The sequence below is a fragment of the Arthrobacter sp. YAF17 genome (assembly GCF_052113365.1).
GTDB lineage: Bacteria > Actinomycetota > Actinomycetes > Actinomycetales > Micrococcaceae > Arthrobacter.
Map to the genome: position 1 here is coordinate 69656 of NZ_JBFRDB010000006.1, position 26078 is coordinate 95733.

The following is a 26078-nucleotide window of genomic DNA, read 5'->3' on the forward strand; positions in this document are numbered from 1 at the left end:
CGGCGGTCACCGGGCGGTCACCGCTGAGTGGCGGCAGCCTGCAGCCGCTCCAACGGCACGGAACCGGCGAGGATACGCCCGTCGTCGAGGATCAGTACATTCACCAGCGATGTGGACACCAGCCGGCCGCCCGGAACGGCTACCGCGGCCTGCTCCAGCACCGCGGCGGCGCCGGACCGGCTTCCCTCCGGGGCTGCGGGGTCAGGCCGGAGCGGGTTGGCGGTGGCGGGGTCCGGCGCTCCGGCCTGGGGCGGGGTCCCGCCCGGAAGAGCGATGGCTCCGGCGGGGAATTCGAGCACCGATTCCCAGCCGGTTCCGGTGACGGCAGGCCGCTTCGCAGCCTTCGCTTGGGCGGGGTCCGACGGCGGAGTGGCGGCGCTGGCGTTGTGGTCCGGCAGAGGGATCTCTTTGACGGTGGCCCCTGGCGGCGGGGTGAACGTGAAGACGGAGGAATCCGGAGAGTCAAGATTGAGGCTCGTGAAGGCGACGCTGAACGCCGGCTCCGCCTGTCCCCGCGCCCGGAGTTCGACGCCCAGCGGGAGTCCGGTTCCGCCGTCGACCGCAATGGCGATGGACCCCACCAGGGTGGCGCCCGACTGCGGCGTGAGCACGAGGTTGTAGGCTGCCCGTCCGGCAACTTGGGTATCCGGGCCCACGGTCACGTCGGTGCTTGCATCGACTTTGGCGAGCAGTTTGTCAGCCAGTTCCGCCGGGGTCGGCACGGTTCCGGGCTGGGCGCTGTGGCGGCTGGCCGCATCGGCAGGGAGCTGGGCGTGGGCGGCCGTGTTGTCCTTGGAGTTATAGAACCAGAGTTCCGTGCCGTTCTTGATCGCGTCGCGCTCCGCCATCCGGTCCATGATTTGCACGCGGGCTTTCTCCGGCCCGTCGAGGTAGACCCGCGCGGTGTGGGGTCCGGTCAGCAGCTCCAGCCACGCCGTCTCCGGGGAGCCCGCGCCGGGACCGGATTTCGGAAGTTCCGGCAGACCGATCGCGGAGGTTTGTTCCAGCGTCCCGGACAGGGATTTCTCGTCATGCTGGGCGATCATGAGCAGCACCTGCTGCGGCGTTTTCTCCGGCAGGGGGTCTCCGGCGCTCGCGGGAAGGGATCCGGACAGGACGCCGGCGGCGATCACGGCAGGCACCGCCACTGCGGGCATCCAACGCAGCCATTTGCGCGTCATTGTGACCGCGCTCCAACCTTGCAGCTCATGATTCAACAGTACGCCTGGAAGTGGCCGACTTCACCCTCTCCGGCGGACGTCGCAAGCAGGGGCATCCGGGCCGCCGGGGACGCGGCCCGGTGGAGGGCTAAGCAAAAACATTCAGCGTCATTTCGACCGCCCCGAGCAGGAGCGCGAGCACCGACGTGCCCAGCCCGGCGACGAGCAGCAGCCCCGGGTGGGCGAGCCCGATGACGACGCGACGGAGCCGCGGCCTACCGCGCAGAAATTTCTTCGGCAAGCGGGCCCGCACGGGGTCCTGTTTCCAGCCGCGGAGCCGGCGCAGGAACCACGCGCACCGGATGATGAAGGCCAGCCAAAGCACGGACACCACGAGGGGAACCGCAGCCAGCAGGAGGTTGAACCCCAGGGCAGTGACCTCTCGCTCCGAAGCGCCGACGAGGGACTGGATGGTGGTGGAGATCGAGGCGCTCATGACCACCGAGACACCCCACACGAGGAACGCGGCCGTCAGGGCGAGGAAGCGGACGAAAAAGTGGCCCAGCACGGAGTCCTTCCGCGGCTTGAGGTGCCGGCGGGGAGTGGCCTGCAGCAGTGCGATGGTGGCCAGCAGGGTGGGCAGGGCGGCCATCCCGACCATCACGTACCAGGACCATCCCGCGAAGTCGAAGAAATCGTCTGCGACGATCAGGGCGGCCCAGAACCCCGTCCAGGCCCAGCCGGTGGTGAGCGGACGGCTGACCAGCCATGCGGGGAGCCAGGGATCGTCGACGCCGGCCGCTGCCGATTGGGGCTCCGCCGATTGGGTCTTCGACGATTGGGTCTCCGCCGACTGGGGCTCCGCCGGGTGTTCGGCCGCCGGCCCGTCGCCCGTCACCGGCATCGGACCCGGCACGTCACTCATGGGCCGGCTGCTGCTGCGGCCCCGAAGCCCCGGCGTCCAGCACCACGGTGCCGGCGGCGCCGTCGACCGTGATGCTGTGCCCGGTGGCGATCAGCGAGGTGGCGTCGGGGACTCCGACCACGGCGGGAATCCCGTACTCCCGGGCGACGACGGCGCCGTGCGAGTTGGGTCCGCCCATTTCCATCACCAGAGCGCCGGCGGTGAGGAACAAGGGCGTCCAGCCCGGATCTGTGGAGGGCGCCACCAGGATCTCGCCGGGTTCCAGCCGCGCTCCGTGCGGGTCCAGGATGACGCGGGCCGTGGCGGTAACGGTGCCTGCCGACGCGGGAGTTCCCGTCAGGAGTCCCGGGGTTCCGGCCTTCGCCCCCGCATCGCCGGTCTGGAGCGCTTCGGGTTCCGTCCCGTCCGAGAGCAGCACCCGCGGGATGTGCCGCCGGCCCAGTTCCTGCTCGTAGTCCTCGCGGCGCTGCGCCACAAGGTGCTGCAGCGGCCTCCCGGCGAGACCTTCGCGGACCTCGGCCAGGTCCAGGAAGAAGACGTCGTCTGCCTCGCCGATGCGGCCGGCGGAGGCCAGTTCCGTCCCGATGGCCTGGAGCTGCCTCCGCACCGCGGCCAGGGCTTCGACGATGTGGTACTTCGGCAGTTCGCGCAGGCCGGCAAACATCCGGGTGCGTTTCAGCGCCGCCCGCACCAGCGCCGCGTGCAGTCTGCTCCGCTCCCCCGCGGCGGCGGCAAGCCGTTCCACCTGCGCCTCGGCCTCCCGAGCCGCCTTGCTGAACTGCCGGTCCGGCGCCTGGCCGGGGTCCTCCAGCCGCAGGTAGTTGGCCAGGACCCCGAGGATGTGGGACGGGTCGTCGGCCCAGCGGGGCATGCCAAGGTCGATTTCCGCCACTGCCCGGTGCCCGTAGCGGCCCAGGAAGCCGGCGAGACCGGACTGCACGACGGCGGGAAGCTCGCGGGCACGGTAGCGGCGGACCAGCTCCGGCACCCCAGCGCCGTCGAACGCAGCGTCATCGAACACCGCTACCGCTGCGGCGTCGGCCCGGATAGCTGCGGCGAGCTGCCAGAGGGCCAGGTCCATCTCGGTGGTGACGTTGTTGGGGAGTCCCCGCAGCACCGGTTGCAAGGCCCCCTGCCCGGCGTCGTCTCCCAGCAGCCTCCCGGCGGCCGCCAGCGAGGCAAAGCCAAGGGCCGGCAGCGGCAGGATGTTCGGCACCACCGGGAAGAGCTCGTGCCCCAGGATGCGCTCCACGTGGTCCAACCGCTGCACGGGGGTGGACCCGGCCGGGACCACCAGGGCGGCCCGGAACCGTTCACCGAACCGCTCCGCCCGGCGCAGCGCGGCCTCGGGCCGGAACAGTGCGCGCAGCAGCGTCTCCGGAACCCTTGCGCGGGCCGCCACAGGGCCGACGTGGCGCAGCACCCGCCAGGGGGACCTGCTGGTGACGGAAAAGCGGGGGTCCGTGAACAGCCGCCGCAGCACGGCCGCGGAGCGGGACTCCATGACGTCGAACACCCGCGGCACGATGGCCCGTCCAACGGCGCTGCGCACTACCGGGGTCAGGTCGAAGAAGAGGCGCTGGCCGGCCTGGACGTAGGGCGTGGGCCCGTCGTGTGGCTCCGGGACGTCGAACTGCGCCGCGCGCGCCACGGAAGAGGCAATCAGCCGGAAGCCTGCCAGTCCCATTGGGGTCAGCGGGCGGGTCAGGCCCTGGGCCAGGCTGAAGCACAGGTAGACCCGTGTACCCTCCCGGACGCGCCGCCGCTCCGGCAAGGGGTAGAGGGTGGTGACGGGCCGCGACTGCGTCAGCCACAGCACGCCGCCGCCGTCGATGGCCCATTCGAGGTCCTGCGGCGCGCCGAAGTGCAGCTCCGCGCGGCGGCCAAGGCGCTCCAGGGCCAGCAGCTGGGCGTCGTCGACGCAGGGCTGCGAGCCGGCGTCGGACTGTTCTACCCGTTCAGTTCCGCCGCCCGGCAGCGGCCGGATGGCCACACCCTTGCTCCCGATCCGGCGCTCCAGAATTTTCTGCGTGGCGCTGTCGACGACGAAGTGGTCCGGGTTGACCGCCCCGGAAACCACCGCCTCGCCGAGGCCAGGGCTGGCGTCAATGACCGCCTCGTGCCGCCTTCCGGTCACGGGGTTCGCGGTGAACAGGACCCCGGCCACGGCCGCGTCCACCATCCGCTGGACCACGACGGCGAGCGACACCGTCGAGGGGCTGATCCCGTGGGTGGCGCGGTAGCTCACCGCCCGGTCGGTCCAGAGGGAGGCCCAGCATTGCCGGACCGCCGTGAGGACCGCATCGACGCCGACGACGTTCAGGAGGGTGTCCTGCTGGCCGGCGAAGCTGGCGAACGGCAGGTCCTCGGCGGTGGCGGAGGACCGGACCGCCACGGCCGCGTCCGTGCCCAGCGCCGCATAGGCGGCCCGGACGGCGTCGGCAATGTCGGCAGGGATGTCCACGGCCAGGACCAGCCTGCGGGCGTCGGCGGCCAGCCGGGCGAGTCCCGGCAGGTCGTCCGGGGCGGTCGCGGCAAGAGCTGCGTGGACGTCGTCGAGCCCGGCGGGCGACGTGGCCCGCCGGTAGGCCTCCGTGGTCAGGCAGAACCCGGCCGGAACCGGCAGCCCCGACCGCATCAGTTCACCGAGGTTGGCCGCCTTGCCGCCGACGTCGGGAAGCAGCCCGGCGCTGACCCGCTCAAGCGCGAGCACCAGCCCGTGCAGCGGTTCCTGTTGGTCCTGCGCAGGCGCACCTGCGCCGGGGAGCTGCTCCACCCGGCCTCCCTTCAACGCCCGCCCGGGTCCGGTCCGGGCTACGAATCGCCGAGCATGGGCCCGAAGTTCACCCGGTCCGCCAGCCGGGGATCGTCCCGGTCCGGGACCACCATGACGGGTCCCTTGGCGTGGTGCAGGATGCCGTCCGAGGTGGACCCGAGCAGCATCCCGGCGAAGCCGCCGCGGCCGCGGGTGCCGACGACCACCAGTTCCACGTGCCGGCTGGCCCCGACGAGGATGTCCACGGGCGAGCCGTCCACGAGCTCGGTCTCCACCGTGAGGCGGGGAAAGTGGCTCCGGATCCAGGCGGAGCCGGCGTCGAGCTGGGTCCTGATGTCTGCGAAGAGCGCCTCACGGTCCATCGGCGCGGGAACCCAGGCCAGCGAGCCGTTGTACTGCGGGACGGCGCAGACCACCCGCAGCGGCGCCGAGAGCCGCTCGGCCTGGGCCGCCGCTTCCAGTACCGCCACACGGGCCTGTTCGGAGCCGTCGACGCCTACCACCACAACGTTTTCGACCGGGACGTGCCCGGACTTCGCCCGTTCCGCCAGGACGTGCTTGTCGTCGGTGGTTTCGCCCAGCCGGTCCGAGCAGATCAGGGGGACGGTGACTGTGGGGCATTTGGCGTGCGCGGGGAGAGCGCTGCTGACGGAGCCGAGCAGCCGGCCGACGAAGCCGCCCCGGCCCCGGGTGCCGAAGACCAGCAGTTCGGCGGTTTCGGACATTTCCAGCAGGACGCCGGAGGCGTCGCCGTTCTCGACGGAGGCGTCGACGTCAATCAGGTACCCGGCGACCTTGTTCACGGCCTGCTTAAGGATGGCTTCCGCGCCTTCGCGGATCACCGAGTCGTCAACGGTGGCGTACCCGCCGTCGAGCCCTGACGCAGCGAAGATCGGAACGGAGTAGGCGGTGACAACGTGCAGCGGACGACGGCGGCGCTCGGCTTCGCGGGCGGCCCACACCAGGGCGCACTTGCTGTGGTCTGAACCATCGACGCCGACCACGATCCCCCGGGGAGCTGCGGAGCCGGCCGGGACATCCCCTGCCGGATCCGGATGCACCTGTTCTCGGCCCATGGGGTCCGCCTCCTCGCGATTCTTGCCTGATGTTGCGGCTATTCTGCCAGACGTGCCCGCGTGCAGCGTCCATTGGCGACGCGGCCGAACAATCTGCGGCCGGAACCCCTGGTTTTCCCAACTATTCTCGGTTTGGCGGGAACAAGCAAGCACATCGGACGAAGGCCCGGACGGCGGACTTCATCCATGTTTTACGCAGTGTTTACACAACAACCCGCGGCCCGGGATGACGGCGGATCGGGACTGGCGTTCCGCCCAAAAGCCCGGGAAATCCCGGGATCTCCCAATGTTTCACCTGCTCTATCCAAGGCAGGAAATGTTAGGTATTCTTCGAGGCGTTGCTGAACCGAGACTCGTCTTTCAGAACGCGGCTCCTGCTGGTGCCGCGATCAGGACAGGCGTTCGGAACGCGCAACGGAAAGCTTCCGGGGCATCGGCCCCGCAACTGGCACCATCCGAGGAAGGACCCTGCAGTGTCGAGCATGCCTATGTCCGGGGGGATCGAGCGGACCGCCGCCCTCGTAATCGGCACGGGTCTGTCCGGGCTGGCGGTTGCCAGCGAGCTGCAGCGGCGAGGTGTCGACTCCATCATCGTGGACGGGCTCGACCTGCTGGGCGCCGGGAATCCGGCCAACACCTCCTCACTGCAACGCTGCGATGCGGCCGACGCCGCCAGCCTGCGGGAACGCAACGAGATCCTCCGGCACCTGCGGAACTACGCCACCAGCCACAAACTGGATGTGCGGAACAATATCCGGGCGCTCCAGCTGGACCACCTCGACGCCGGCATCACCGGGCCCACCCAGCAGTGGGCCGTCCGCACGCCCGGCGGCGTGCTCCTGGCGGACCACCTCGTCCTGACCCGCTGCGCCCACAGCCAGCTGCGCCGGATGCTCTCCGAGCTCGGCATGGCGGCGGGCCAGAACCTGATGGCAGCCATGCACGCGCTCGGGATGTACCTCGTGGGGGTGGGCGAGCTCATCACGCCGACGCCGAAGGAAGTGCTGCGCCAGGCCAAGGTCGTCGGCCAGGCAATCTCCGCCAAGGTCTACCCCGATGGTTTCCCCGCCGCGCTGCCCGGAGGTTATGCCCTCGCCGCACCGGCCTAACGGTACGCTCCGTCCTGGGGCCGGGCGGGTTTCCCGTGGCAACACGGGGTCAGACACGGCCCATCAGAGCGGGCCGAATGGGCGCGGAGTGACCCCGCGTCGGTTCAATTCAGTTGCCGGCGCCCGGGTGCTCGGCGTCCTGGCCGCCGTCGTCGGCCTGGTCGTCGCGGCCCGCGAGCCGACGCTTCGCCATCAGGCCCAGGACAACCACGATGCCGATGGCCGTGCCAACGAAGATCACGATGCTCCACGGGAACGGCTCCGCGGAGTTGGCGGGCCGGGACGGCTCCGGCGTACCCGGCTGCGCGGTTCCCATCGTGGGAACGGCGGCAGCCGCCGTCGAGCCTGCTGCTCCGGCGGTGGCCGTGAAGGTGAAGTTTCCTTCGATCGGGTGCGAGTCCGAACTGACCACCCGCCACACCACCGTGTAGGCGCCGGCCGGGGCCCCCGGCTTGAGTTTCTGGGAGACGACGTTGTCCACGATCTCCACCGCGCCGTCGGCCCAGTTGGCGCCGGCGGCATCGTTCACCAGCATCTGCGAACCGAGTGCCAGCGGGTTCTTGTTGAACGTGACCGACACCTTCTCCGGCGGCGCCGCCACGGTGGCGCCGGAGGCCGGGCTGGTGGACTCGGCGGCGTCGTGCGCCGAGGCCGGAGCAACAGCACCCAGCAGGGCGGCGGTGAGGATCGCGGTGCCCAGGAGGGCACTCTGAAGCTGTCGGATGAGGCGCATGGTCGGGCTACTCCTAGTGTTGTCTTCCTTACAGACTAGGCGAATTCGGCCGGACGCCCGGCGTGCGCCCAATAGGATTAAAGTAACCACCCACGTCTCCCGGAGGACTAATGCCTGACCTAATGCTCAAGCAAGGCTCTGCACTCGATCGGTATTTCAAGATTTCCGAGCGGGGGTCGAACTTCTCGCGGGAAATCCGGGGAGGCTTCGCCACGTTCTTCGCCATGAGCTACATCGTGGTGCTGAACCCGCTGATCCTCTCGGTTCCCGATTCCACGGGCGCCACCCTCGGTTTCCCGGCCGTCGCCGCCGTCACCGCGTTCGTGGCCGGCATCCTGACGATCCTGATGGGCGCGTGGGCCAAGCACCCGTTCGCGCTGGCAACGGGCCTCGGCGTCAACGCCTTCGTCGCCGTTACGGTGGCCACGAACCCCGGCCTGACCTGGCCGGACATGATGGGCCTGGTGATGCTCTCCGGCATCACCATGCTGATCCTGGTCCTCACCGGCTTCCGGACCGCTGTCTTCAAGGCCGTCCCGGAGGGTCTGAAAACCGCAATCGTGGTGGGCATCGGCCTGTTCATCGCCCTGATCGGCCTCGTCAACGCCGGCTTTGTCCGCCGCATCCCCGATGTCGCCGGGACCACCGTTCCGGTCGGCCTGGGCTTCGACGGCAAGCTGCTCGGCTGGCCCACGCTGGTCTTCGTCTTCGGCCTGGTCCTGACCATCGCCCTCGTGGTCCGCAAGGTCAAGGGCGCCATCCTGATCGGCATCGTCGCCTCGACCATCCTGTCGGTGATCCTGGAATTCACGCTGCACATCGGCCCCAGCTTCGACGGCAAGACCCACAACCCGCAGGGCTGGTCCCTCGTGGCCCCGACGTTCTCCGAATGGGCTGCCCCGGACCTGTCGCTGATAGGCAAGGCCAACCCGTTCGGCGCCTTTGAGCACCTCGGCTTTGTCGCCGCGACCCTGCTGGCGTTCGTGATCCTGCTGAGCATCTTCTTCGACGCCATGGGCACCATGGTGGGCCTGGCCACCGAGGCCGGCAGCATCGACAAGGACGGCAACATCCCCAACGTTGACCGCGTGCTGCAGGTGGACGCGCTCGGCGCGATCGTCGGCGGCGGCGCCTCGGTGTCCTCAAACCAGATCTACGTCGAATCCGGCGCCGGCATCGGTGAAGGCGCCCGGACCGGCCTGGCCTCCATCGTCACCGGCCTGCTGTTCCTCGTGGCCATGTTCTTCACCCCGCTGATCAACCTCGTCCCGTTCGAGGCAGTGGCTCCGGCGCTCGTCGTCGTCGGCTTCATGATGGTCTCCCAGGTCGGCAAGATCGACTGGCAGGACCTGGGCATCGCGATCCCGGCCTTCCTGACCTTCACGCTGATGCCGTTCACGTACTCGATCGCCAACGGCCTCGGTGCAGGCTTCATCATGTTCGTCCTGATCCGCACGTTCCAGGGGCGTGCCCGCGAGGTGCACCCGCTGATGTGGGCTGTGGCCGCGGCGTTCCTGCTGTTCTTCGCGATCGGCCCGATCGAGGCCGCGCTCGGGATGCACTAGTCACCCCCCTCCCCCGCCGAGTTCGCACTTCGCGGCGGCGTTTACAGGGCAGGTTCCGGGATTTCGGACAGCACGACGGCGGCGCTGCTGGTTTTCCGGCCCGGGCTGGGGTGAGCTAGGGGCATGGTTTCTCCCGCGCCCTCCGTTGATGTCCCGCCGCAGCCCTGGACCGGACGGTTCGACGGCGACGGACCCGAGCACCGCCGCTGGTGGCAGGCCGTCACCCCGTACCCCCCGCGCCGGGTCCCGTCCGGGCCATCCGGCTCCTCCCACCGGCCCGCCGTGATTCTCGGCTTCGGCAGCGACGCCGGGGTCCGCCGCAACAAGGGCCGCCCCGGCGCGGCCGCCGCCCCCGCCGCGCTCCGCGCCGCGCTTGGTCCGCTCGCGTTCCACCTGGGCCGGGACGTGCACGACGCCGGCGACGTCACCGTGGCCGGCGATGCCCTTGAGGCGGGGCAGGCGCGCGCCGGGCTCGCCATCACCGGCCTACTCGACGCCGGGCAGCTTCCCGTGGTGCTGGGCGGCGGGCATGAGACCGCGTTCGCGAGCTACCTGGGCGTGGCCGGTTCGTCGGCGGTCCGCGAGGGGCTGCGCGTGGGCGTGCTGAATCTGGACGCCCACTTCGACCTCCGCGACGAGGCCGTGCCCAGTTCCGGCACCCCGTTCCTGCAGATGGCCCGCGCGGAAGCCGCCGCTGGCCGCGAACTGAAGTACGCCGTCGTCGGCATCTCCGAGCCGAACAACACCCGGGCACTCTTCCGGACCGCGGAGGAACTCGGTGTCGACTACCTGCTGGATGAGGACTGCTCCGCGGAGGCCGCGCACGTTTTTGTCGCAGCCTTCCTGGCGCAGGTGGACGCCGTGTACCTGACCATCGACCTGGATGTGCTGCCGGCCTCGGTGGCCCCCGGCGTCAGCGCCCCGGCCGCCTACGGTGTGCCGCTGCCGGTGATCAGCGCCGTGTGCCGCCAGGTGGCCAGGAGCGGGAAGCTCCTGCACCTTGACGTGGCCGAGCTGAACCCGGAATTCGACGTCGATAGCCGGACCGCCAAGGTGGCCGCGCAGCTGATCAATACCCTGCTGGGGTAGGCGGCACGCGGCCCCGCGCCGCAGACGCTGCTCCTCAACCCCGCATCGAGGAAAGCTCCGGACATTGGCTCACCGTCCGGGGCGGCTTTGGACACGATTTCGGCCCTCGGGCCGGGCATTCGCGGCGCGTCCGTGGCAAAGTGCCCCCGGACCGCAGCCGCGCGACACTGACCCGTTGGCCGTGACCCATGGGGCAGGGACCCGGAAAACAGAAAATCCCCGCCCTTTCGGGTCCCGCTGGAGGCGGGGCCCAAAGGGCGGGGACTTTCCGGACGGGCTGCGGTTAGCTGCGCCGCACCTCCACGCCATCGGATTTTAAGAAGAGTTCGGTTTCAGACGGTACTGCCGGGACAAGCCACAGCACGTTGCCGCTCAGTGAGACTTCTTCGACCTCACCGGCCGCCAAAACCTGTGCGTGCTTGAGGATCTCGACCCGGTCGCCGGCCTTGAGGCCCCGCCAGTCGGAAACCGCCGCAGCCGAGGCCTGGCGCCTGGACACTACCGTCCCGCGTGCTTTCATGAACTTCTACCCCTTTGTATATGTTCTTCGTCACAACGTCGTTGGTGTGACTTTCCATTTGTACTACAGTTCCCGGGCCCCCGCTGGCCGTGTTGCCGACTATTTCGGGGGCACCGGAAATTGTTCACGCAAACTGCATTTTGTTCTTCTTTAGGCGAGATTTCCGACGGCGGATTCGGCCGCCGCCCGGACCTTGCCCGACGCCACCAGGGCGTCCGCGGCTTCCAGCTCCGGGGACAGGAACCTGTCCGTGCCGGGACCGTCGACGACGTCGCGCAGGGCGGCGATCACGGCGGTGCCCGCAGGACCCGGGGTGAGTTCGCCGCCGGAGAGCTGGGTGCGGATGTCGAGCGCCCGGGCCGAGGTCACCAGTTCGATCGCCAGGACGCGGCGCAGGTTCTCCACCGCGCGGCGGAGCTTGCGGGCTGCGTGCCAGCCCATGGAGACGTGGTCCTCCTGCATCGCGGAGCTCGGGATCGAGTCCACCGACGCCGGGACGGCCAGCCGCTTGTTGTCCGAGACCAGCCCGGCCTGCGTGTACTGGGCGATCATGAGGCCCGAGTCGACGCCGGGGTCCGAGGCAAGGAAGGCCGGCAGCCCGTGCGAGCGGGCCGGGTCCAGCATCCGGTCGCTCCGGCGCTCGGAGATGGAGCTCAGGTCCGCGACGGCGATGGCCAGGAAATCCAGCACGTAGGCCACCGGGGCGCCGTGGAAGTTGCCGTTGGAGCTGACCCGGCCGTCGGGCAGGACCACCGGGTTGTCGATCGCGGCGGCCAGTTCGCGGGAGGCCACCAGGGCTGCGTGGTCGACGGTGTCGCGGACGGCGCCGGCCACCTGGGGTGCGCAGCGCAGCGAGTAGGCGTCCTGGACCTTGGTGTCGTTGATCCGGTGCGAGGCCACGATCGGGGAGTCGGACAGGACCCGCAGCATGTTGTCCGCGGAGGCGGCCTGGCCCGGGTGCGGCCGGAGCGCTGCGTGCAGCTCGGGCAGGAACACCTGGTCGGTGCCGAGCAGCGCCTCGACGCTGAGCGCGGCGGTGATGTCCGCCGTCGTGAGCAGCTGGCGGATGTCCGCGATGGCCATCAGGAGCATGCCGAGCATTCCCTCGGTGCCGTTGACGAGCGCCAGGCCCTCCTTTTCGGCCAGGGTGACGGGTTCGATCCCATGCGCGGCCAGGAGCTCGGCGACGGTGCGGCCGCCCTTGGCGCCATACTGCTCACCGTCGGGGCCCGTGGCTTCGCCTTCGCCCATGAGGACCAGGGCACAGTGCGAGAGCGGCGCGAGGTCGCCGGAACAGCCGAGCGAGCCGAATTCGCGGACCACCGGAGTGATGCCGGCGTTGAGCACGTCCACCATGGTCTGCAGGACAACGGGGCGGACGCCGGTGCGGCCGGAGGCGAGGGTCTTGGCGCGCAGGAACATGATGCCGCGGACCACTTCGCGTTCGACGGCCGGGCCCATCCCGGCGGCGTGGCTGCGGATCAGGGATTTCTGCAGCTGGGTGCGCAGCTCGTTGGGGATGTGCCGGTTGGCCAGCGCCCCGAAGCCCGTGGAGATGCCGTAGGCGGGGGTCTCACTGTGGGCAAGGTCGTCGATGTGGGCGCGGACCTTGGCGACGGCGTCGAGCGCGTCCTGGGCGATGGTCACCTGCGCGTCGTGGCGGGCGACGGCGACGACGTCCTCTGGGGTGACGCCGCTGGAGCCGAGGGTGACGGTGAGAGGTGAGTGGGTGGTGATTGTCACTTTGTGGTTCCTTCGTTCATGACTGGGGCCCCATGGACAGGGTTCCCTGGGCGAGCTTGCGAGCCGAGGGAGTCCATGGGGATGCGGACGCCGCGTTCGTTGGCGACCTCGACGGCGCGGTCGTAGCCGGCGTCGACGTGGCGGATGACACCCATGCCGGGGTCGTTGGTGAGCAGGCGTTCGAGCTTCTGCGCTGCGAGGTCGGTGCCGTCGGCGACGGAGACCTGGCCGGCGTGGATGGAGCGGCCGATGCCGACGCCGCCGCCGTGGTGGATGGAGACCCAGGTGGCGCCGGAGGCGGTGTTGAGCAGGGCGTTGAGCAGCGGCCAGTCGGCGACGGCGTCGGAGCCGTCGGCCATGGCCTCAGTTTCGCGGTACGGGGAGGCGACGGAGCCGGAGTCCAGGTGGTCGCGGCCGATGACGATTGGCGCCTTGACCTTGCCCTCCTTGACCAGCTGGTTGAACAGCAGCCCGGCCTTGGCGCGTTCGCCGTATCCAAGCCAGCAAATGCGGGCCGGCAGGCCTTCAAACTCGACCCGTTCCTGCGCGGCGTCGATCCAGCGGTGCAGGTGCTTGTTCTCGGGGAAGAGCTCCTTGATGGCCTTGTCCGTAACCGCGATGTCCTCGGGGTCACCGGAGAGGGCCACCCAGCGGAACGGCCCGAGGCCCTCGCAGAACAGCGGGCGGATGTAGGCCGGGACGAAGCCGGGGAACTCAAACGCCCGGTTGTAGCCGCCAATGCGGGCCTCGTCGCGGATGGAGTTGCCGTAGTCGAAGACCTCGGCGCCGGCATCCTGGAACTCGACCATGGCCTGCACGTGCTTGGCCATGGAGGCCTGGGCCTTCTTGGTGAAGCCTTCGGGATCGGCGGCGGCCTCGTGGTGCCATTCCTCGACCGTGATGCCCTCGGGGAGGTAGCTCAGGGGGTCGTGCGCGGAGGTCTGGTCCGTGACGATGTCCACGGTGAGCTCGCCGGCGTTGTGGCGGCGCAGGATCTCGGGGAAGACCTCGGCGGCGTTGCCCACGTAGCCCACGGACCAGCCCCGACGCTCTTCCTTGGCCGTCAAGACCTTGGCGATCGCGGTGTCGAGGTCGGTCTCCACCTCGTCGAGGTAGCGCTTGCCGGCGCGGCGGCGGAGGCGAGTCTCGTCGACGTCGACAATCAGGCAGGCGCCGTCGTTCAGGGTGACAGCGAGGGGCTGGGCGCCGCCCATGCCGCCGCAGCCGCCGGTGAGGGTCAGGGTGCCGGCGAGCGTGCCGTTCTCGTCCCCGGTGAGTTTGCGGGCGATCGCGGCGAAGGTCTCGAAGGTGCCCTGCAGGATGCCCTGGGTGCCGATGTAGATCCAGGATCCGGCGGTCATCTGGCCGTACATCATCAGGCCCTCGGCCTCGAGCCGGCGGAATTCGGGCCAGGTGGCCCAGTCGCCGACGAGGTTGGAGTTGGCCAGTAGCACGCGCGGCGCCCATTCGTTGGTGCGGAAGACGCCGACCGGTTTGCCGGACTGGACCAGGAGGGTCTCGTCCTTCTCCATGGTTTCCAGGGTGCGGGTGATCGCGTCGAACGCGGCCCAGGACCGGACGGCGCGGCCGGTGCCGCCGTAGACCACCAGGTCATCGGGGCGCTCGGCGACCTCGGGGTCCAGGTTGTTCATGAGCATGCGCAGCGGGGCTTCCGTCTGCCAGCTCTTGGCGGTGAGCTCGGTGCCGCGGGCTGCTTTGACCGGGCGGGCACCGGTGGTGAAATCGGCGGGTGCCATGAGGGGCTCCTTTGTTATCTCGGGTGGTTCGGGGAAATGAGGTTCTGTATCAACTAAAGCCTGTCCGCAGCCGCGGAAACAGTGCCCGCGGGCTGGTCCTGTCCGGGATTCCAGACGCTCGCACTGGCTTCCCGCCCCGGCGTTGCGCTATCACTTTTGGTGCCTAAACCGCGGGTATAAGCACCAAAGGTGACAGCGCAACGGGGTGTGGGCTGGGGTCAGGCGGAGGGGCGGCCGTGGATTCGGATGGAGAGATCGTCCGCGACTTTTCGCACCCGGGCGGCCAGGGCCGGCCACTCCTCGGGCGGCAGCTTGTCCTCGAGGAAGGTCACTGCGACGGCGGCCGTCGGCCAGCCGACGTGGTCCGTGACGGCGGCGGCGATCGAGCCGAAGCCCGGCGTCACCTCCCCGTGTTCGGTCGCATAACCGCGCTGCCGGACCTGGTCCAGGTGCGAGGACAGCGCCGAGTACTTCATGATGGGCGACTCCGTCTCGTGACGGGCGGTGAAGGCGGCCGCGTTGGGGTACAGCGCCCGGACCTGCGACTTCGGCAGTGCCGCGAGGATCGCCCGCCCGCTGGCCGTGAGGTGGCTCGGCAGCCGGACGCCGACGTCGGTCACGAGGGAGGGCCGGTTCTTCGCCCGCTCCTCCACGATGTAAAGCACATCGCGGCCGTGCAGCACCGCGAGGTGCGCGCTTTCGCCAATCACGTCCACGAGCGAGGCGAGCAGCGGCCGGCCCAGGCGCGAGAGGGGCTCCTGCCGCGAGTAGGCCGAACTGAGCTCGAAGGCACTGATCCCGAGCCCGTAGCGCTGCTCCTCGTGGAGATGCAGCACAAAGCCGTTCGCCTCCATCACCCCGAGCAGGTGGTAAACGCTGGAGCGCGGCAGCCCCAGCGCCGTGGCAATGTTCGACGCCGCCATCGGCCCGCGTTTGGAGGCCAGCAGTTTGAGGATGCGCAGGGTATTTTCCGCCGCCGGCACCTTGGAGGCCATCTTTGCCGGGGCGGCTTTTGGTGCCTCAGTGGTGGCTGGCGGGGTGATGGTGGTGCCTGGCATGAATCCTCTTCAAATAGCTCGGTGTCCGGTATCCCGTACTTAAGCATGCGCTCTTCCAAGGGACCATAACAGGAACCGCTCCGTCAGCATGTCTGGAATTCCAGACTTTGCCCGCGTGCCGGCGGGACTTCCGCCCCTATCCGTCCGGCTCCAGGGGGTGTTTCGCTGGACGCCAGACTGTGCGCGCGCAGGGACACGGCGGTTCCGCCGTGAACAAATCGCGGCTGACGGGCGGCGGGACGGGGAGGCATGAAACCGGATCTCTCGGGCCGCGTGGCCCTGGTGGCCGGCGCCACGCGCGGCGCGGGCCGCGGCACCGCCGTCGCTCTCGGTGAGGCCGGCGCGACGGTGTACTGCACCGGCCGGTCGACACTGGGCCGCCGCTCGGACTACGACCGGCCCGAGACCATCGAGGAAACGGCGGCCCTCGTAAGCGCGGCCGGAGGCAAGGGGATCGCCGCCGCCGTAGACCACCTCCAGCCTTCGGAGGTGGAAGCGCTGGTGCGGCGGATCGACGCCGAGCAGGGCCGGCTGGACATCCTGGTCAACGACATCTGGGGCGGTGAGCGGCGGATTGAATGGAATACGCCGGTCTGGGCCCACGATCTGGACGCCGGGCTGCGGATGCTCCACACGGGCGTCGACACGCACCTGATCACGAGCCATTTTGCCCTGCCGCTGTTGATCCGCCGGCCCGGCGGCCTCGTTGTGGAGATGACCGACGGGACACGCGAATACAACACCGGGCATTACCGGGTCTCGGTGTTCTACGACCTCGTCAAGGCCGCAGTACTCCGGCTGGCCTACAGCCAGGCGGAGGAGCTGAGGAAGTACGGATGCACGGCGGTGGCCCTCACGCCGGGCTGGATGCGGTCCGAAATGATGCTCGAAGCGTTTGGCGTCACGGAGGCGACCTGGCGTGATGCCGCCGCTGTCCAGCCGCACTTCGCCGCGATTTCAGAAAGCCCGCGCTTCGTCGGCCGCGCAGTGGCGGCGCTCGCGGCCGACCCCGGCGCGCTGGACCGCAGCGGCGGCTCCTTTTCCTCCGGCGGCCTGGCTCGCGAGTACGGCTTCACCGACGTCGACGGCTCCCAGCCCGACTGCTGGCGGTATCTGGTCGAAGTGCAGGACGCCGGCCTGCCGGCGGCTGCCGCCGGGTACCGCTGACCCGCCGCTCGCACCGCCGGAAGATGGCCACGGCGCCAGGGATGTCTGAAATCGAAGACACCGCCTGCCCGTGAGGCTCATCACAGCCACCCTCAACATGGTCTGCTGGTTAGCGATCCCCCTCCCAATGACGAGAAGGTATTCGCATGCAACAAGCCACCACGGACATCAAGCCAACGCCTCCCCCGGGACCGGCCGGTACGCCGGGCACCGCCGGACGCGCAGTCGGCGCCGCCGTCGAAACCGTCTTGAACCGGGGACTCAACGTCCGCCATATCCGCTTCATGGCACTGGGTTCGGCGATCGGTACCGGGCTCTTCTACGGTTCCGCGTCGGCCATCCAGAAGGCCGGCCCTGCCGTGCTGCTGGCGTACATGATCGGCGGCGCCGCCGTGTTTATGGTGATGCGCGCCCTGGGTGAAATGGCCGTGCGCCACCCGGTGTCCGGTTCCTTCGGCCAGTACGCCAGCCGCTACCTCGGCCCGCTGGCAGGCTTCGTGACGGGGTGGACCTACGTGTTCGAGATGGCGATTGTGGCCATCGCGGACGTCACCGCGTTCAGTATCTACATGGGCTTCTGGTTCCCCGAGGTCGAGCGCTGGATCTGGGTCCTGGCGATCATCTTCTTCCTCGCCGCGCTGAACCTGCTCAGCGTCAAGGTCTTCGGGGAACTCGAGTTCTGGTTCTCACTCATCAAGGTGGTGGCCATCATCGCCATGATCGCGGGCGGCGCCGCCATCATCGTGTTCGGCTTCCAGGCCGGCGGGGCGACGGTTGCGCCCGGCGTCGGCAACCTCGTGGAACACGGCGGGCTGTTCCCCAACGGCTTCGAAGGCCTCCTGGCCTCGTTCGCCGTCGTGATGTTCGCGTTTGGCGGCATTGAAACCCTGGGCATCACCGCCGGCGAGGCCGCGGATCCGAAGAAGGTCATCCCGAAGGCCGTCAATACGGTCCCGGTGCGCGTCCTGCTCTTCTACGTGCTGACCCTCGGTGTCCTGATGAGCCTGTTCCCTTGGGACGAAATTGGCACCAACGGCAGCCCGTTCGTCCAGATCTTCAGCGGGCTGGGCATCCCGGCGGCGCCCCACATCCTCAACGCCGTGGTCATCACCGCGGCGCTGTCCGCGATCAACAGCGACATCTTCGGCGCCGGCCGGATCCTCTTCGGCCTGTCCCGGCAGGGGCATGCCCCCGCGAGCTTCGGCAAGGTCTCCCGCCACGGCGTGCCCTGGATGACCGTGGTGATGATGGCGGGCATCCTGCTGGTGGGCGTGGTCCTGAACGCCGTCATCCCGGAGGACGTCTTCCTGCTGATCGCCTCGATCGCGACCTTCGCCACCGTCTGGGTCTGGGTGATGATCCTCGCCTCCCACGTGGCTATGAAGCGCGAGATCGCCCGCAAGGGGCTGCCGGCGTCGGAATTCCCGTCGCCGTGGTGGCCGGCCGCCTCGGTGGCGACGATCGTTTTTATGGCCCTGGTCATCGGAATCCTCGGCGCGTTCGAGGACACCCGCGTGGCACTGTATGTGGGTGCCGCCTGGCTCGGACTGCTCGTGATCGGATACCGGCTCTGGGTCCGCGGACACGGCCGGGTCCGGGCCGAGCTCGCGGACGAAACCGCGCAGCTCCCGCAGGTTCCGGCGCAAAGCTAGGGACGACGGCGGGGCGGCCGGGGCGCCCTGCGCCGGCCGCCCCGCGGGGCTAAAATCAGTCATGGTCCCCGCCACCAACCTGCTGACGTTTGCCCTCGCGGCCCTCCTCCTTATCGCCGTGCCGGGGCCCAGCGTGTTGTTCGTCATCGGTCGCACGCTGGCGCTGGGCCGCCGGGGCGGGCTCCTGAGCGTGCTGGGCAACGCCGCCGGGGAGCTGCTGCAGATCGCCGCGGTGGCCCTGGGCGTGGGAGTGGTGCTGGCCCAGTCCGTCCTGCTCTTCAGCGCGGTCAAGTTCGCCGGCGCGGCCTACCTCATCTACCTCGGGATCCAGGCCATCCGCCACCGCGGCGGAAGCCCGACGGCGGCGGACCCGTCGCGTCCGGCGTCGACCTTCCGGATCCTCCGGGAGGGATTCATCGTGGGCGCCACCAACCCCAAGTCGATTGTTTTCTTCGTGGCCGTGCTGCCCCAGTTTGTGGACTATTCGGCGGGCGCCATTCCGTTGCAGCTCGCGACCCTGGGGGCGCTGTTCCTCGCGATTGCGCTGGTCTCGGACAGCGGCTGGGCGCTGATCGCGGGCACGGCGCGGCGCTGGTTTGCCAGCTCGCCGCGGCGGATCGCCGCTCTGGGCACCACCGGCGGGGCGATGATGATCGGGCTGGGCGGAACGCTTGTCCTCGTCGGCAACGGGGCGGAGCCCCAGCCCGGCAAGTAGTCCGTGCTGTGGCCCAAGTGGTGCCCGGCCTGACCGGGGTAGAAGTTACTCGTGTGACGAGAGGTGCCCGGGGCTACAGTTGCTTCACGGCGGTACCGGACCGGCCGGGACACACGCTGGGGAGCCTGCCTCAACTGGTCCGGACCCGCCGATATTCCGAATGGCGCTCGTCCCTAAGGAGTGGTTTCGATGGGGTTTCCAGCATCTTCGCAGGCCCAGCGCCAACGACGCCGCGTGGCCACTCTGCTGTCGGAAAAGGTGACCCGCGCCAAGGCATCGCGGATTCCGTTCCAGGTGGGGCAGGTCTTGGTGGGCGATGACCCGTTCAACGGCCGCCGCCTGGGCACAGTGGCGGTGATCGAGGCCCCCTACGTGGGCCTCCGGACGGCCGACATCGCACCCCAGGACATCGTCTTCTACGACTACCGGCAACTCCGGTACCCCGACTAGTGGACGGGCCAGAAGACATGAGCTCAGCGAACTTCTCCTCACACTTCCTGACCATCGCGGAAGTCGCTGCGGCCATGCGGGTATCCAAAATGACTGTCTACCGGCTGGTGAAATCACACGCCATCGCCGCCGTGCGGGTGGGACGCTCGTTCCGGGTGCCCGAGGAAGCCGTCAACGACTACATCCGCCGTTCCACCGAACCGGCCACGCAGGACAAGGACAAGGACGACGACACAGCTGACTGACCGGCCGCCGATCCGCGAATGACGGGCCAATGACCTGCCGCCGGCCGGCTAGCGCGCGGACCAGCCGCCGTCCATCGTGTAACTGGCGCCGGTGACCATCCCGGCGTCGTCGGAGGCCAGCCAGGCCACAAGGGAGGCGACCTCCTCCGGTTCGACGAGGCGCTTCACGGCGGCCTCCGTCAGCATGATCTTGGCGAGGACCTCGGCTTCCGGGATCCCGTGCACCTTGGCCTGATCCGCGATCTGGGACTCGACCAGCGGGGTCCGGACGTAGCCGGGGTTGATGCAGTTGGAGGTCACGCCGTGCGCTCCGCCCTCCAGCGCAGTGACCTTGCTCAGGCCTTCCAGCCCGTGCTTGGCCGACACATAGGCGCTCTTGAACGGCGAGGCGCGGAGCCCGTGGACGGATGACAGGTTGATGATCCGGCCGAAGTTGTTCGCGTACATGTGCGGCAGAGCGGCGCGGATGAGCAGGAACGGCGCTTCGAGCATCAGCGTGATGAGGCGGCGGAAGTCCGCCGGGTCAAAGTCCTCGATGGGGCTGATCCGCTGGATGCCGGCGTTGTTGACGAGGATGTCGCAGTCCAGGCTGACGGACTGCAGGGCCTCGACGTCGAGCAGGTTGACCGCCCAGGCGGTGCCGCCGACCTCGTCGGCGAGGGTTGCGGCCGCGGCCTCGTCGACGTCGGCAATCACCACCTTGGCACCCCGTGCCGCGAGGGCGCGGACGCTGGCAGCACCGATTCCGCCGGCTCCGCCGGTCACCAGGGCCTTGCGCCCGTTCAAGCTGCTCTCCATGTCTGCACTCCTCAGTTCGCGGTCTTTGACGGCCCAGAGGAGGTGCGATGCACAGCACTGAGCAGCTTCACTGAGTATTGCCGCACAAAGTGGGTGTTTCAATGGTCAAACCAGCACCCCTTATGTGCAGAATTGCAGATATGAATGCAAACCCCGATGACCTGCTCGTACTCCTGGCGGTCTCCCGCTCCGCGAAGTTCACGACGGCGGCGCAGTCCCTGGGGCTGAACCACACCACCGTGTCCCGCCGGATTGCCGCGCTGGAAAAGGCGCTGGGCGGGCGGGTGCTGTCGCGCGCGTCCGGCGGCTGGGAGCTCACGGACCTGGGCGCCGAGGCGGTCCAGGTGGCCGAGCGGGTGGAGGCGGCGATCCGGAGCCTCGAACAGCCCGGCCGGACCCCGGACCCGATCACCGGCGTCGTCCGGATGACCGCCACGGACGGCTTCAGCGCCTATATCGCGGCTCCCGCGGTGGCCAGGCTGCGCCGCGACCACCCCGGGCTCAGCGTCGAGATCATCACTGTGACCCGGCGCGCGCTCCAGCAGCGTTCCGGGCTGGACATCGAGGTGGTGGTGGGTGAACCGCAGGTGCACCGGGCCGCGGCCGCCCGGCTCGGCGAATACATGCTGGGCATGTACGCCTCACGCAATTACCTGGCTGAGTACGGCACCCCCAAGACCATCGAGGAACTGACCACCCATTCGCTGGTCTACTTCGTCGATTCCATGCTGCAGGTGGACGATCTGGACGCCCCGCGGCGGCTGGTCCCCACCATGCGGGACGGACTGAGTTCCACCAACGTCTTCGTCCATGTGGAGGCGACGCGCGCCGGGGCCGGAATCGGGTTCCTGCCCTGCTTCGCGGCGGACCTGCATCCGGACCTCGTACGCCTGATGCCGGACGAGTTTGCCGAGCTGTTGCCGTATTGGATGGTGCTGCGGCCCGACTCCATGCGCCGCCCGGCCGTCGCAGCGGTGGTGCAGGCGCTGCGCGAACAGACCAAAGCGCACCGTGAGGCGCTCATGGGGCGGGGCGGAACTGCAGCGGCTGCTCCCTAAACGCCGTTTTGGGGCGCCAAAAGGTCCGTTACGGAGCAGTCGACGGCGCCGCGTCCACCGATTTCAGGTTCACGGTTTTCGGGTCGTGGCGAACCGGGGCGCCGGCGGCAAAGGCCCGGACCTTGGCGTCGTCCCAGATGTGCGCGGGCACCGCCCCGCCCAGCAGCCGCCGCGCGAGCCCGGGGTCGTCGTCGAACGGGACATCGCTGCCGGCCATGATCATGTTCCCGAAGCGCCGGCCCTTGAGCATGGCAGGGTCCGCAATGATCACCGTGTGCTTGAAGGTCTCCGCGATGGTCGCGGCGTCCTCGCGGGCGTTCCTCAGGTCCGGCGCGTCGCCGGAGTTCACCACGTAGATCCCGCCGGGAGCGAGGACGCGCCGTGCGTGCTCGTTGAACTCCCTGGTGGTGAGCGGCCTCGGTGTCAGCGAGCCGGCAAAAACATCGCGGACGATCAGGTCCCGGGTCTGCGGCGTAAGGCTTTCGGTGACCTCGCGGGCCTCACCCACACGCAGGCGCATGAGCGGCGCCTTCGGCAGGTCGAACCAGCCGCGGACGTATTCCGCCAGCTTGCCGTCGAGTTCCACCACCACCTGGCGGGCATCAGGGTAAGCGGCGTGGAAGTAGCGCGCCAGTGAGCATGCCCCGCCGCCAAGGTGCAGGGCGCGCAGCTTCGGCCGTGATTCCCGCGGCCAGCGCGATTCCACCAGGGCCGAGATCCAGCGCATGTACTCGAAGTCGAGGAACAACGGATCCGCCAGGTCGATATGCGAACTCATCACACCGTTGATCCGCAGCAGCCACCCGGTGGAGTTGTCCTGGTCGGCGATCAGCTCGCAGTCGCCGGTATCGATGTAGTAAACGCCCTCCACCGGACCCTCGGGGCGGCTGCCCTTGGGGACGTCGACCACTCCGGCCGTCTTTTCGGTGCTGTTCCGGCCGGCCGCCCTGCCCCGCTTCGCCATCAGCCGTCCACCGTTTTCCTCATGATTCAAGCCTAGTTCACCGGCCGGGCGGGGCTTCACCGTGGACATACGGGGGCCGCGGCGCCCGCGCACCGGCGTCGTCCGCGGGGCGCGGGCAGATCGCACCGGCGTCGTCCGCGGGGCGCGGGCAGATCAGGGCGGATCGGCGTCGTCCATCCACCCCGATCTGCCCGCGGCCGAAGAAATAAAACCAAGGGTACTTACTATTCATTAGTAATCATGCTTACTATTATTTCTCCAGTTATTGCTGGTTCGTGATCAGCAGCCGATCTTGAAAGAGAGCGAAGATGACAGAGAACCAATGGCCCCAGGACGGTAGCTACCGCGCACCCACGGCCACCCAGGAGACTCCGCTCCGGCCGGAAACCACCTTCCCGCCGGGTCCAAACGGCAGCAACTACGGCACGTCCGCCGACACCGGCGCATCCAAAACCGACGCGGCCAAGGACGAGGCCGCGGAGCTGAAGCGCACGGCCGCTGATTCCGCCCAGACCGTGGCAGAGACGGCCAAAACCGAAGCGTCCAATGTCGCCGCCGAAGTGAAGACCAACGCCCGGGATCTCCTGCACCAGGCCAAGTCGGACCTGACCGACCAGGCCGGCGCGCAGCAGCAGAAGGTCGCCGAAGGGCTGCGCTCCGTTTCCACTGAACTTCACAGCATGGCCTCCGCTTCCGACCAGCCCGGCGTGGCCACCGACCTTGTGCGCCAGGCCGCCGAGCGGTCTTCCGCCGTGGCGTCCTGGCTCGACGGCCGCGACCCGGGGTCGCTGCTGACCGAGGTGAAGTCCTTTGCCCGCCAGCGGCCCGGCACCTTCCTGCTGCTCGCGGCCGGCGCCGGTGTGCTGGCCGGACGGCTCAGCCGCAGCCTGAGTGCCGGAGCGCCGGAAGCCGCCGCCCCAGTCACCCGGGTCCCCGACACCGGGGCGGCCGTGCCGCCGCCGCCTGTGCAGATGCCGGCCCCGGAAACCACGACGGCGGGCTTCGCGGACACCTACCCGCCCAGTCCGCTCGACGCCGATCCGTTGGGCGACGGCGCCCGGCAGGACCGCTGGGCCGCCGAGCCCGTGGCGACGGACCCCCTGCAGCAGGATCCGCTCCGCGATGACCCCTTTGACGGTGGTCGTCGATGACCAGCGAAATGCCTCCCACCGCCGCGCACGTGAAGGCTGAGACGTCGTCGCTGGGTGATCTCCTGGGTGAGGTCACGCGGGACATGTCCACCCTGATGCGGCAGGAAGTCGAGCTGGCCAAGGTCGAACTCAAGCAGTCCGCGACCCGCGCCGGCAAGGGCAGCGGGATGCTGGCCGGTGCCGGCGTCGCTGGCCACTTCGTCCTCCTGTTTCTGTCCCTGGCGCTCTGGTGGGCGCTCGGTACCGTCATGGGGCTGGGCTGGGCCGCCGTCGTCGTCGCCGTCATCTGGGGAATTGTCGCCGCAGTCCTGGCAGCCATGGGCCGAAAGGAACTCAACGCGATCAAGGGCCTGCCCCAGACCGCTGCGACGCTGCAGGAGATCCCGCCCACGCTCAAGCCCACTACCTAAGTTCAGCGAGGAAACACGATGAGTGAAAACCCGGATGTCATCCGAGCAGATATTGAAGCAACCCGCGCGCGGCTGGGCACGAACGTCGATGCCGTCGCGGACAAGGTCACCCCGTCCCACATAGTCCAGCGGCAAACCGACAGAGTCAAAGAAAATGTACGGGACGCCGTCTTTGGAGCGAAGGAGAAAGTTATGGGAGCCGCCGACCACACTGCCGGCAATGTCCACTCCGCCACCGGAACCGCCGGGGCGCATCTGGGCGACGCCGGCGCAGCGATCGGGGACGCGCCCGCCCAGGTCAAGGCCAAAACCCAGGGCAACCCGCTCGCCGCCGGCCTGATCGCGTTCGGCGCCGGCCTGCTGGTGTCCTCCCTCATCCCGGCCAGCACCAAGGAACGGGAGGCGGCGGATGCGCTGAAGACCGCTGCTGAACCGCTCACCGCGGAACTGACCGAGGCCGCGAAGCACGTCGCGGAGGGGCTCAAGGAACCGGCGCAGGAAGCCATGGAGAACGTCAAGGCAACGGTCGCCGATGCCACCGAGCACGTCAAGGCCGAGGGCCAGGGCGCCGTGGCGGACGTCAAGGACCGGACTGCGGAGGCCAAGGACAACGTCCAGCAGCACTAGTCCCGTTTGAACCCGGCCGGCCGCCCAGCGCACACGCGCCCGGGCGGCCGGCCGATGTGCTTAACCCCGATGAAAGAAGACTCCCATGGCCCAGAATCCTGCCAAGGCAGACAATGACTCCATGACCGACGCCGAAACCCAGGAGAGCAGCACCGCCAAGGCCCGCACGGCGCCCGCTCCGGACGATTCGCGCAAACCGGACAGCCCCACCGACGTCACCAAACCCTCGTGGAAGTACATTGCCAAGAAGACGCTGCGCGAATTCACCAAGGACCAGTGCCCGGACCTGGCAGCGGCCCTGACCTACTACTCGGTCCTCTCCATTTTCCCGGCGCTGCTGGCCCTGGTGTCCCTGCTGGGCATCTTTGGGCAGGCCGAGAAGACCACCTCCGCGCTCCTGGAGATCGTTGCCGGGTTCGCGCCCGCTGAAACGGTCGAAGCCATCAAAGGGCCCGTCGAGCAGCTCAGCAGCTCGTCCGCCGCCGGCTTTACCCTGATCTTCGGAATCCTCACCGCCCTCTGGTCCGCCTCCGGCTATGTCGGGGCGTTTGGCCGGGCCATGAACCGGGTCTACGAAGTCGACGAGGGCCGGCCGTTCATCAAACTTCGGGGCACCATGCTCGCCGTCACCATTGCCACCGTGCTGATCGTGCTGGTGCTCTCGGCCATGCTCGTCCTGAGCGGTCCGGTGGCCGAGTCCGTCGGTAACGCGATCGGCCTGGGCGGGGCCTTCCTGACGGCCTGGAACATCCTCAAGTGGCCGGTCATCCTGCTGCTCGTGATCCTCGCAATCGCCATCCTCTATTACGCCACCCCAAACGTGAAACAGCCCAAGTTCCGCTGGATGAGCCTGGGCTCCGCGATCGCACTGGTGATCTTCCTGCTGGCCTCCCTGGCGTTCGGGTTCTACGTGGCCAACTTCAACAGCTACGACAAGACCTACGGCGCGATCGGCGGCGTGATCGTCTCGCTGCTGTGGCTGTGGATCCTCAACATGTCACTGCTCTTCGGCGCCGAGTTCGACGCCGAGATGGAACGGGGCCGCCAGCTCCAGGCCGGCATCGAAGCCGAGGAAACGATCCAGCTGCCGCCCCGCGATACGAAGCAGAGCGACAAGCTGCAGGCGCGTGAAGAGGAAGACATCCAACGCGGCCGCGAACTGCGCGAACGGAGCAGTGCTGCCGAGGCGGAGTCCGGTCCGGATACCGGGCACACCCCCGGCACGGAGCCGCGCAACCCGCGGGACCAAAGCCCCTAGCCCTTTCCGGCCCCACGGGTTCTACTGGGGCAAAGTGCCGCCCAGAGGCGGACACTGCTGACCGGGAGGACG

Annotated in this window: 24 protein-coding genes; 13 read left to right on the forward strand and 11 right to left on the reverse strand. The window is 69.0% G+C overall.

Features of this window, described 5'->3' with window-relative positions:
- Nucleotides 1–17: 17 nt before the first annotated feature.
- The 4 genes from AB4Y67_RS07100 to AB4Y67_RS07115 all read right to left on the reverse strand — a co-directional run bounded on the left by AB4Y67_RS07100 (nt 18) and on the right by AB4Y67_RS07115 (nt 5937).
- Nucleotides 18–1181 (reverse strand): hypothetical protein, encoded by a 1164-nt coding sequence (locus AB4Y67_RS07100; protein WP_441405077.1) that lies wholly within the window; start codon nt 1179–1181, stop codon nt 18–20.
- A 127-nt stretch (nt 1182–1308) separates the two neighbouring features.
- Nucleotides 1309–2085, reverse strand: coding sequence for a hypothetical protein (locus tag AB4Y67_RS07105; protein ID WP_441405078.1), 777 nt, complete (start codon nt 2083–2085; stop codon nt 1309–1311).
- A complete protein-coding gene (locus AB4Y67_RS07110; protein ID WP_441405079.1) occupies nt 2078–4861 on the reverse strand; it encodes a PEP/pyruvate-binding domain-containing protein in 2784 nt (927 codons plus the stop codon). The genes AB4Y67_RS07105 and AB4Y67_RS07110 overlap by 8 nt, the downstream gene beginning before the upstream one ends.
- 38 nt (nt 4862–4899) lie before the next feature.
- Entirely contained in the window at nt 4900–5937 is a 1038-nt protein-coding gene (locus tag AB4Y67_RS07115) for a universal stress protein (protein ID WP_441405080.1), read from the reverse strand.
- A 482-nt stretch (nt 5938–6419) separates the two neighbouring features.
- On the opposite strand from AB4Y67_RS07115, the gene AB4Y67_RS07120 reads away from it, so the two are divergent.
- A complete protein-coding gene (locus AB4Y67_RS07120) occupies nt 6420–7046 on the forward strand; it encodes an FAD-binding protein (protein ID WP_441405151.1) in 627 nt (208 codons plus the stop codon).
- 109 nt (nt 7047–7155) lie between these two features.
- Here AB4Y67_RS07120 and AB4Y67_RS07125 read toward each other — a convergent pair whose 3' ends face one another.
- Complete coding sequence (locus AB4Y67_RS07125) at nt 7156–7779, reverse strand: copper resistance CopC family protein (protein ID WP_441405081.1); 624 nt, start codon at nt 7777–7779, stop codon at nt 7156–7158.
- Nucleotides 7780–7901: 122 nt separating this feature from the next.
- On the opposite strand from AB4Y67_RS07125, the gene AB4Y67_RS07130 reads away from it, so the two are divergent.
- On the forward strand, nt 7902–9344 hold the full coding sequence (locus AB4Y67_RS07130; protein ID WP_441405152.1) for an NCS2 family permease: 1443 nt from the start codon (nt 7902–7904) through the stop codon (nt 9342–9344).
- Between the two features lie 123 nt (nt 9345–9467).
- A complete protein-coding gene (hutG, locus tag AB4Y67_RS07135; protein WP_441405082.1) occupies nt 9468–10433 on the forward strand; it encodes a formimidoylglutamase in 966 nt (321 codons plus the stop codon).
- Nucleotides 10434–10716: 283 nt separating this feature from the next.
- On the opposite strand, the gene AB4Y67_RS07140 is transcribed toward hutG, so the two are convergent.
- The 4 genes from AB4Y67_RS07140 to AB4Y67_RS07155 form a co-directional block, all read right to left on the reverse strand.
- Nucleotides 10717–10953: a hypothetical protein gene (locus AB4Y67_RS07140; RefSeq protein WP_441405083.1), complete on the reverse strand. Its 237-nt coding sequence runs from the start codon at nt 10951–10953 to the stop codon at nt 10717–10719.
- A gap of 150 nt (nt 10954–11103) precedes the next feature.
- On the reverse strand, nt 11104–12696 hold the full coding sequence (hutH, locus tag AB4Y67_RS07145; RefSeq protein WP_441405084.1) for a histidine ammonia-lyase: 1593 nt from the start codon (nt 12694–12696) through the stop codon (nt 11104–11106).
- A complete protein-coding gene (locus AB4Y67_RS07150) occupies nt 12693–14453 on the reverse strand; it encodes a urocanate hydratase (protein WP_441405085.1) in 1761 nt (586 codons plus the stop codon). Before AB4Y67_RS07150 ends, hutH begins: the two co-directional genes overlap by 4 nt.
- Before the next feature lie 218 nt (nt 14454–14671).
- On the reverse strand, nt 14672–15511 hold the full coding sequence (locus tag AB4Y67_RS07155; RefSeq protein WP_441405086.1) for an IclR family transcriptional regulator: 840 nt from the start codon (nt 15509–15511) through the stop codon (nt 14672–14674).
- Nucleotides 15512–15760: 249 nt separating this feature from the next.
- On the opposite strand from AB4Y67_RS07155, the gene AB4Y67_RS07160 reads away from it, so the two are divergent.
- From AB4Y67_RS07160 to AB4Y67_RS07180, 5 genes are all read left to right on the forward strand, one after another.
- Nucleotides 15761–16678 (forward strand): SDR family oxidoreductase, encoded by a 918-nt coding sequence (locus AB4Y67_RS07160; RefSeq protein ID WP_441405087.1) that lies wholly within the window; start codon nt 15761–15763, stop codon nt 16676–16678.
- A gap of 146 nt (nt 16679–16824) precedes the next feature.
- Entirely contained in the window at nt 16825–18330 is a 1506-nt protein-coding gene (locus AB4Y67_RS07165) for an amino acid permease (protein ID WP_441405088.1), read from the forward strand.
- A 61-nt stretch (nt 18331–18391) separates the two neighbouring features.
- The gene (locus AB4Y67_RS07170) at nt 18392–19045 is read left to right on the forward strand and encodes a LysE family translocator (protein ID WP_441405089.1); all 654 of its coding nucleotides are present in this window, start codon (nt 18392–18394) and stop codon (nt 19043–19045) included.
- 189 nt (nt 19046–19234) lie between these two features.
- Nucleotides 19235–19495, forward strand: a complete 261-nt coding sequence (locus AB4Y67_RS07175; protein WP_441405090.1) for a hypothetical protein — start codon at nt 19235–19237, stop codon at nt 19493–19495.
- Nucleotides 19496–19512: 17 nt separating this feature from the next.
- Complete coding sequence (locus tag AB4Y67_RS07180; RefSeq protein WP_441405091.1) at nt 19513–19740, forward strand: helix-turn-helix domain-containing protein; 228 nt, start codon at nt 19513–19515, stop codon at nt 19738–19740.
- Between the two features lie 48 nt (nt 19741–19788).
- Here the strand turns inward: AB4Y67_RS07180 and AB4Y67_RS07185 are convergent, their stop codons facing one another.
- Nucleotides 19789–20538, reverse strand: a complete 750-nt coding sequence (locus AB4Y67_RS07185; protein WP_441405092.1) for a 3-hydroxybutyrate dehydrogenase — start codon at nt 20536–20538, stop codon at nt 19789–19791.
- A gap of 140 nt (nt 20539–20678) precedes the next feature.
- Between AB4Y67_RS07185 and AB4Y67_RS07190 the strand changes: the two genes are divergently transcribed.
- Nucleotides 20679–21596 carry a LysR family transcriptional regulator gene (locus AB4Y67_RS07190; protein WP_441405093.1) on the forward strand — a complete coding sequence of 306 codons (918 nt, stop codon included), beginning with the start codon at nt 20679–20681 and terminating at the stop codon, nt 21594–21596.
- Between the two features lie 28 nt (nt 21597–21624).
- On the opposite strand, the gene AB4Y67_RS07195 is transcribed toward AB4Y67_RS07190, so the two are convergent.
- Entirely contained in the window at nt 21625–22560 is a 936-nt protein-coding gene (locus AB4Y67_RS07195) for a spermidine synthase (RefSeq protein ID WP_441405094.1), read from the reverse strand.
- A gap of 308 nt (nt 22561–22868) precedes the next feature.
- Here AB4Y67_RS07195 and AB4Y67_RS07200 point away from each other — a divergent pair, with 308 nt between their 5' ends.
- From AB4Y67_RS07200 to AB4Y67_RS07215, 4 genes are all read left to right on the forward strand, one after another.
- On the forward strand, nt 22869–23711 hold the full coding sequence (locus AB4Y67_RS07200) for a hypothetical protein (RefSeq protein ID WP_441405095.1): 843 nt from the start codon (nt 22869–22871) through the stop codon (nt 23709–23711).
- Nucleotides 23708–24121 carry a phage holin family protein gene (locus AB4Y67_RS07205; RefSeq protein ID WP_441405096.1) on the forward strand — a complete coding sequence of 138 codons (414 nt, stop codon included), beginning with the start codon at nt 23708–23710 and terminating at the stop codon, nt 24119–24121. The genes AB4Y67_RS07200 and AB4Y67_RS07205 overlap by 4 nt, the downstream gene beginning before the upstream one ends.
- Nucleotides 24122–24139: 18 nt before the next feature.
- Nucleotides 24140–24748, forward strand: coding sequence for a DUF3618 domain-containing protein (locus AB4Y67_RS07210; RefSeq protein WP_441405097.1), 609 nt, complete (start codon nt 24140–24142; stop codon nt 24746–24748).
- Nucleotides 24749–24833: 85 nt separating this feature from the next.
- Nucleotides 24834–26006, forward strand: a complete 1173-nt coding sequence (locus tag AB4Y67_RS07215) for a YihY/virulence factor BrkB family protein (RefSeq protein WP_441405098.1) — start codon at nt 24834–24836, stop codon at nt 26004–26006.
- Nucleotides 26007–26078: the final 72 nt, after the last annotated feature.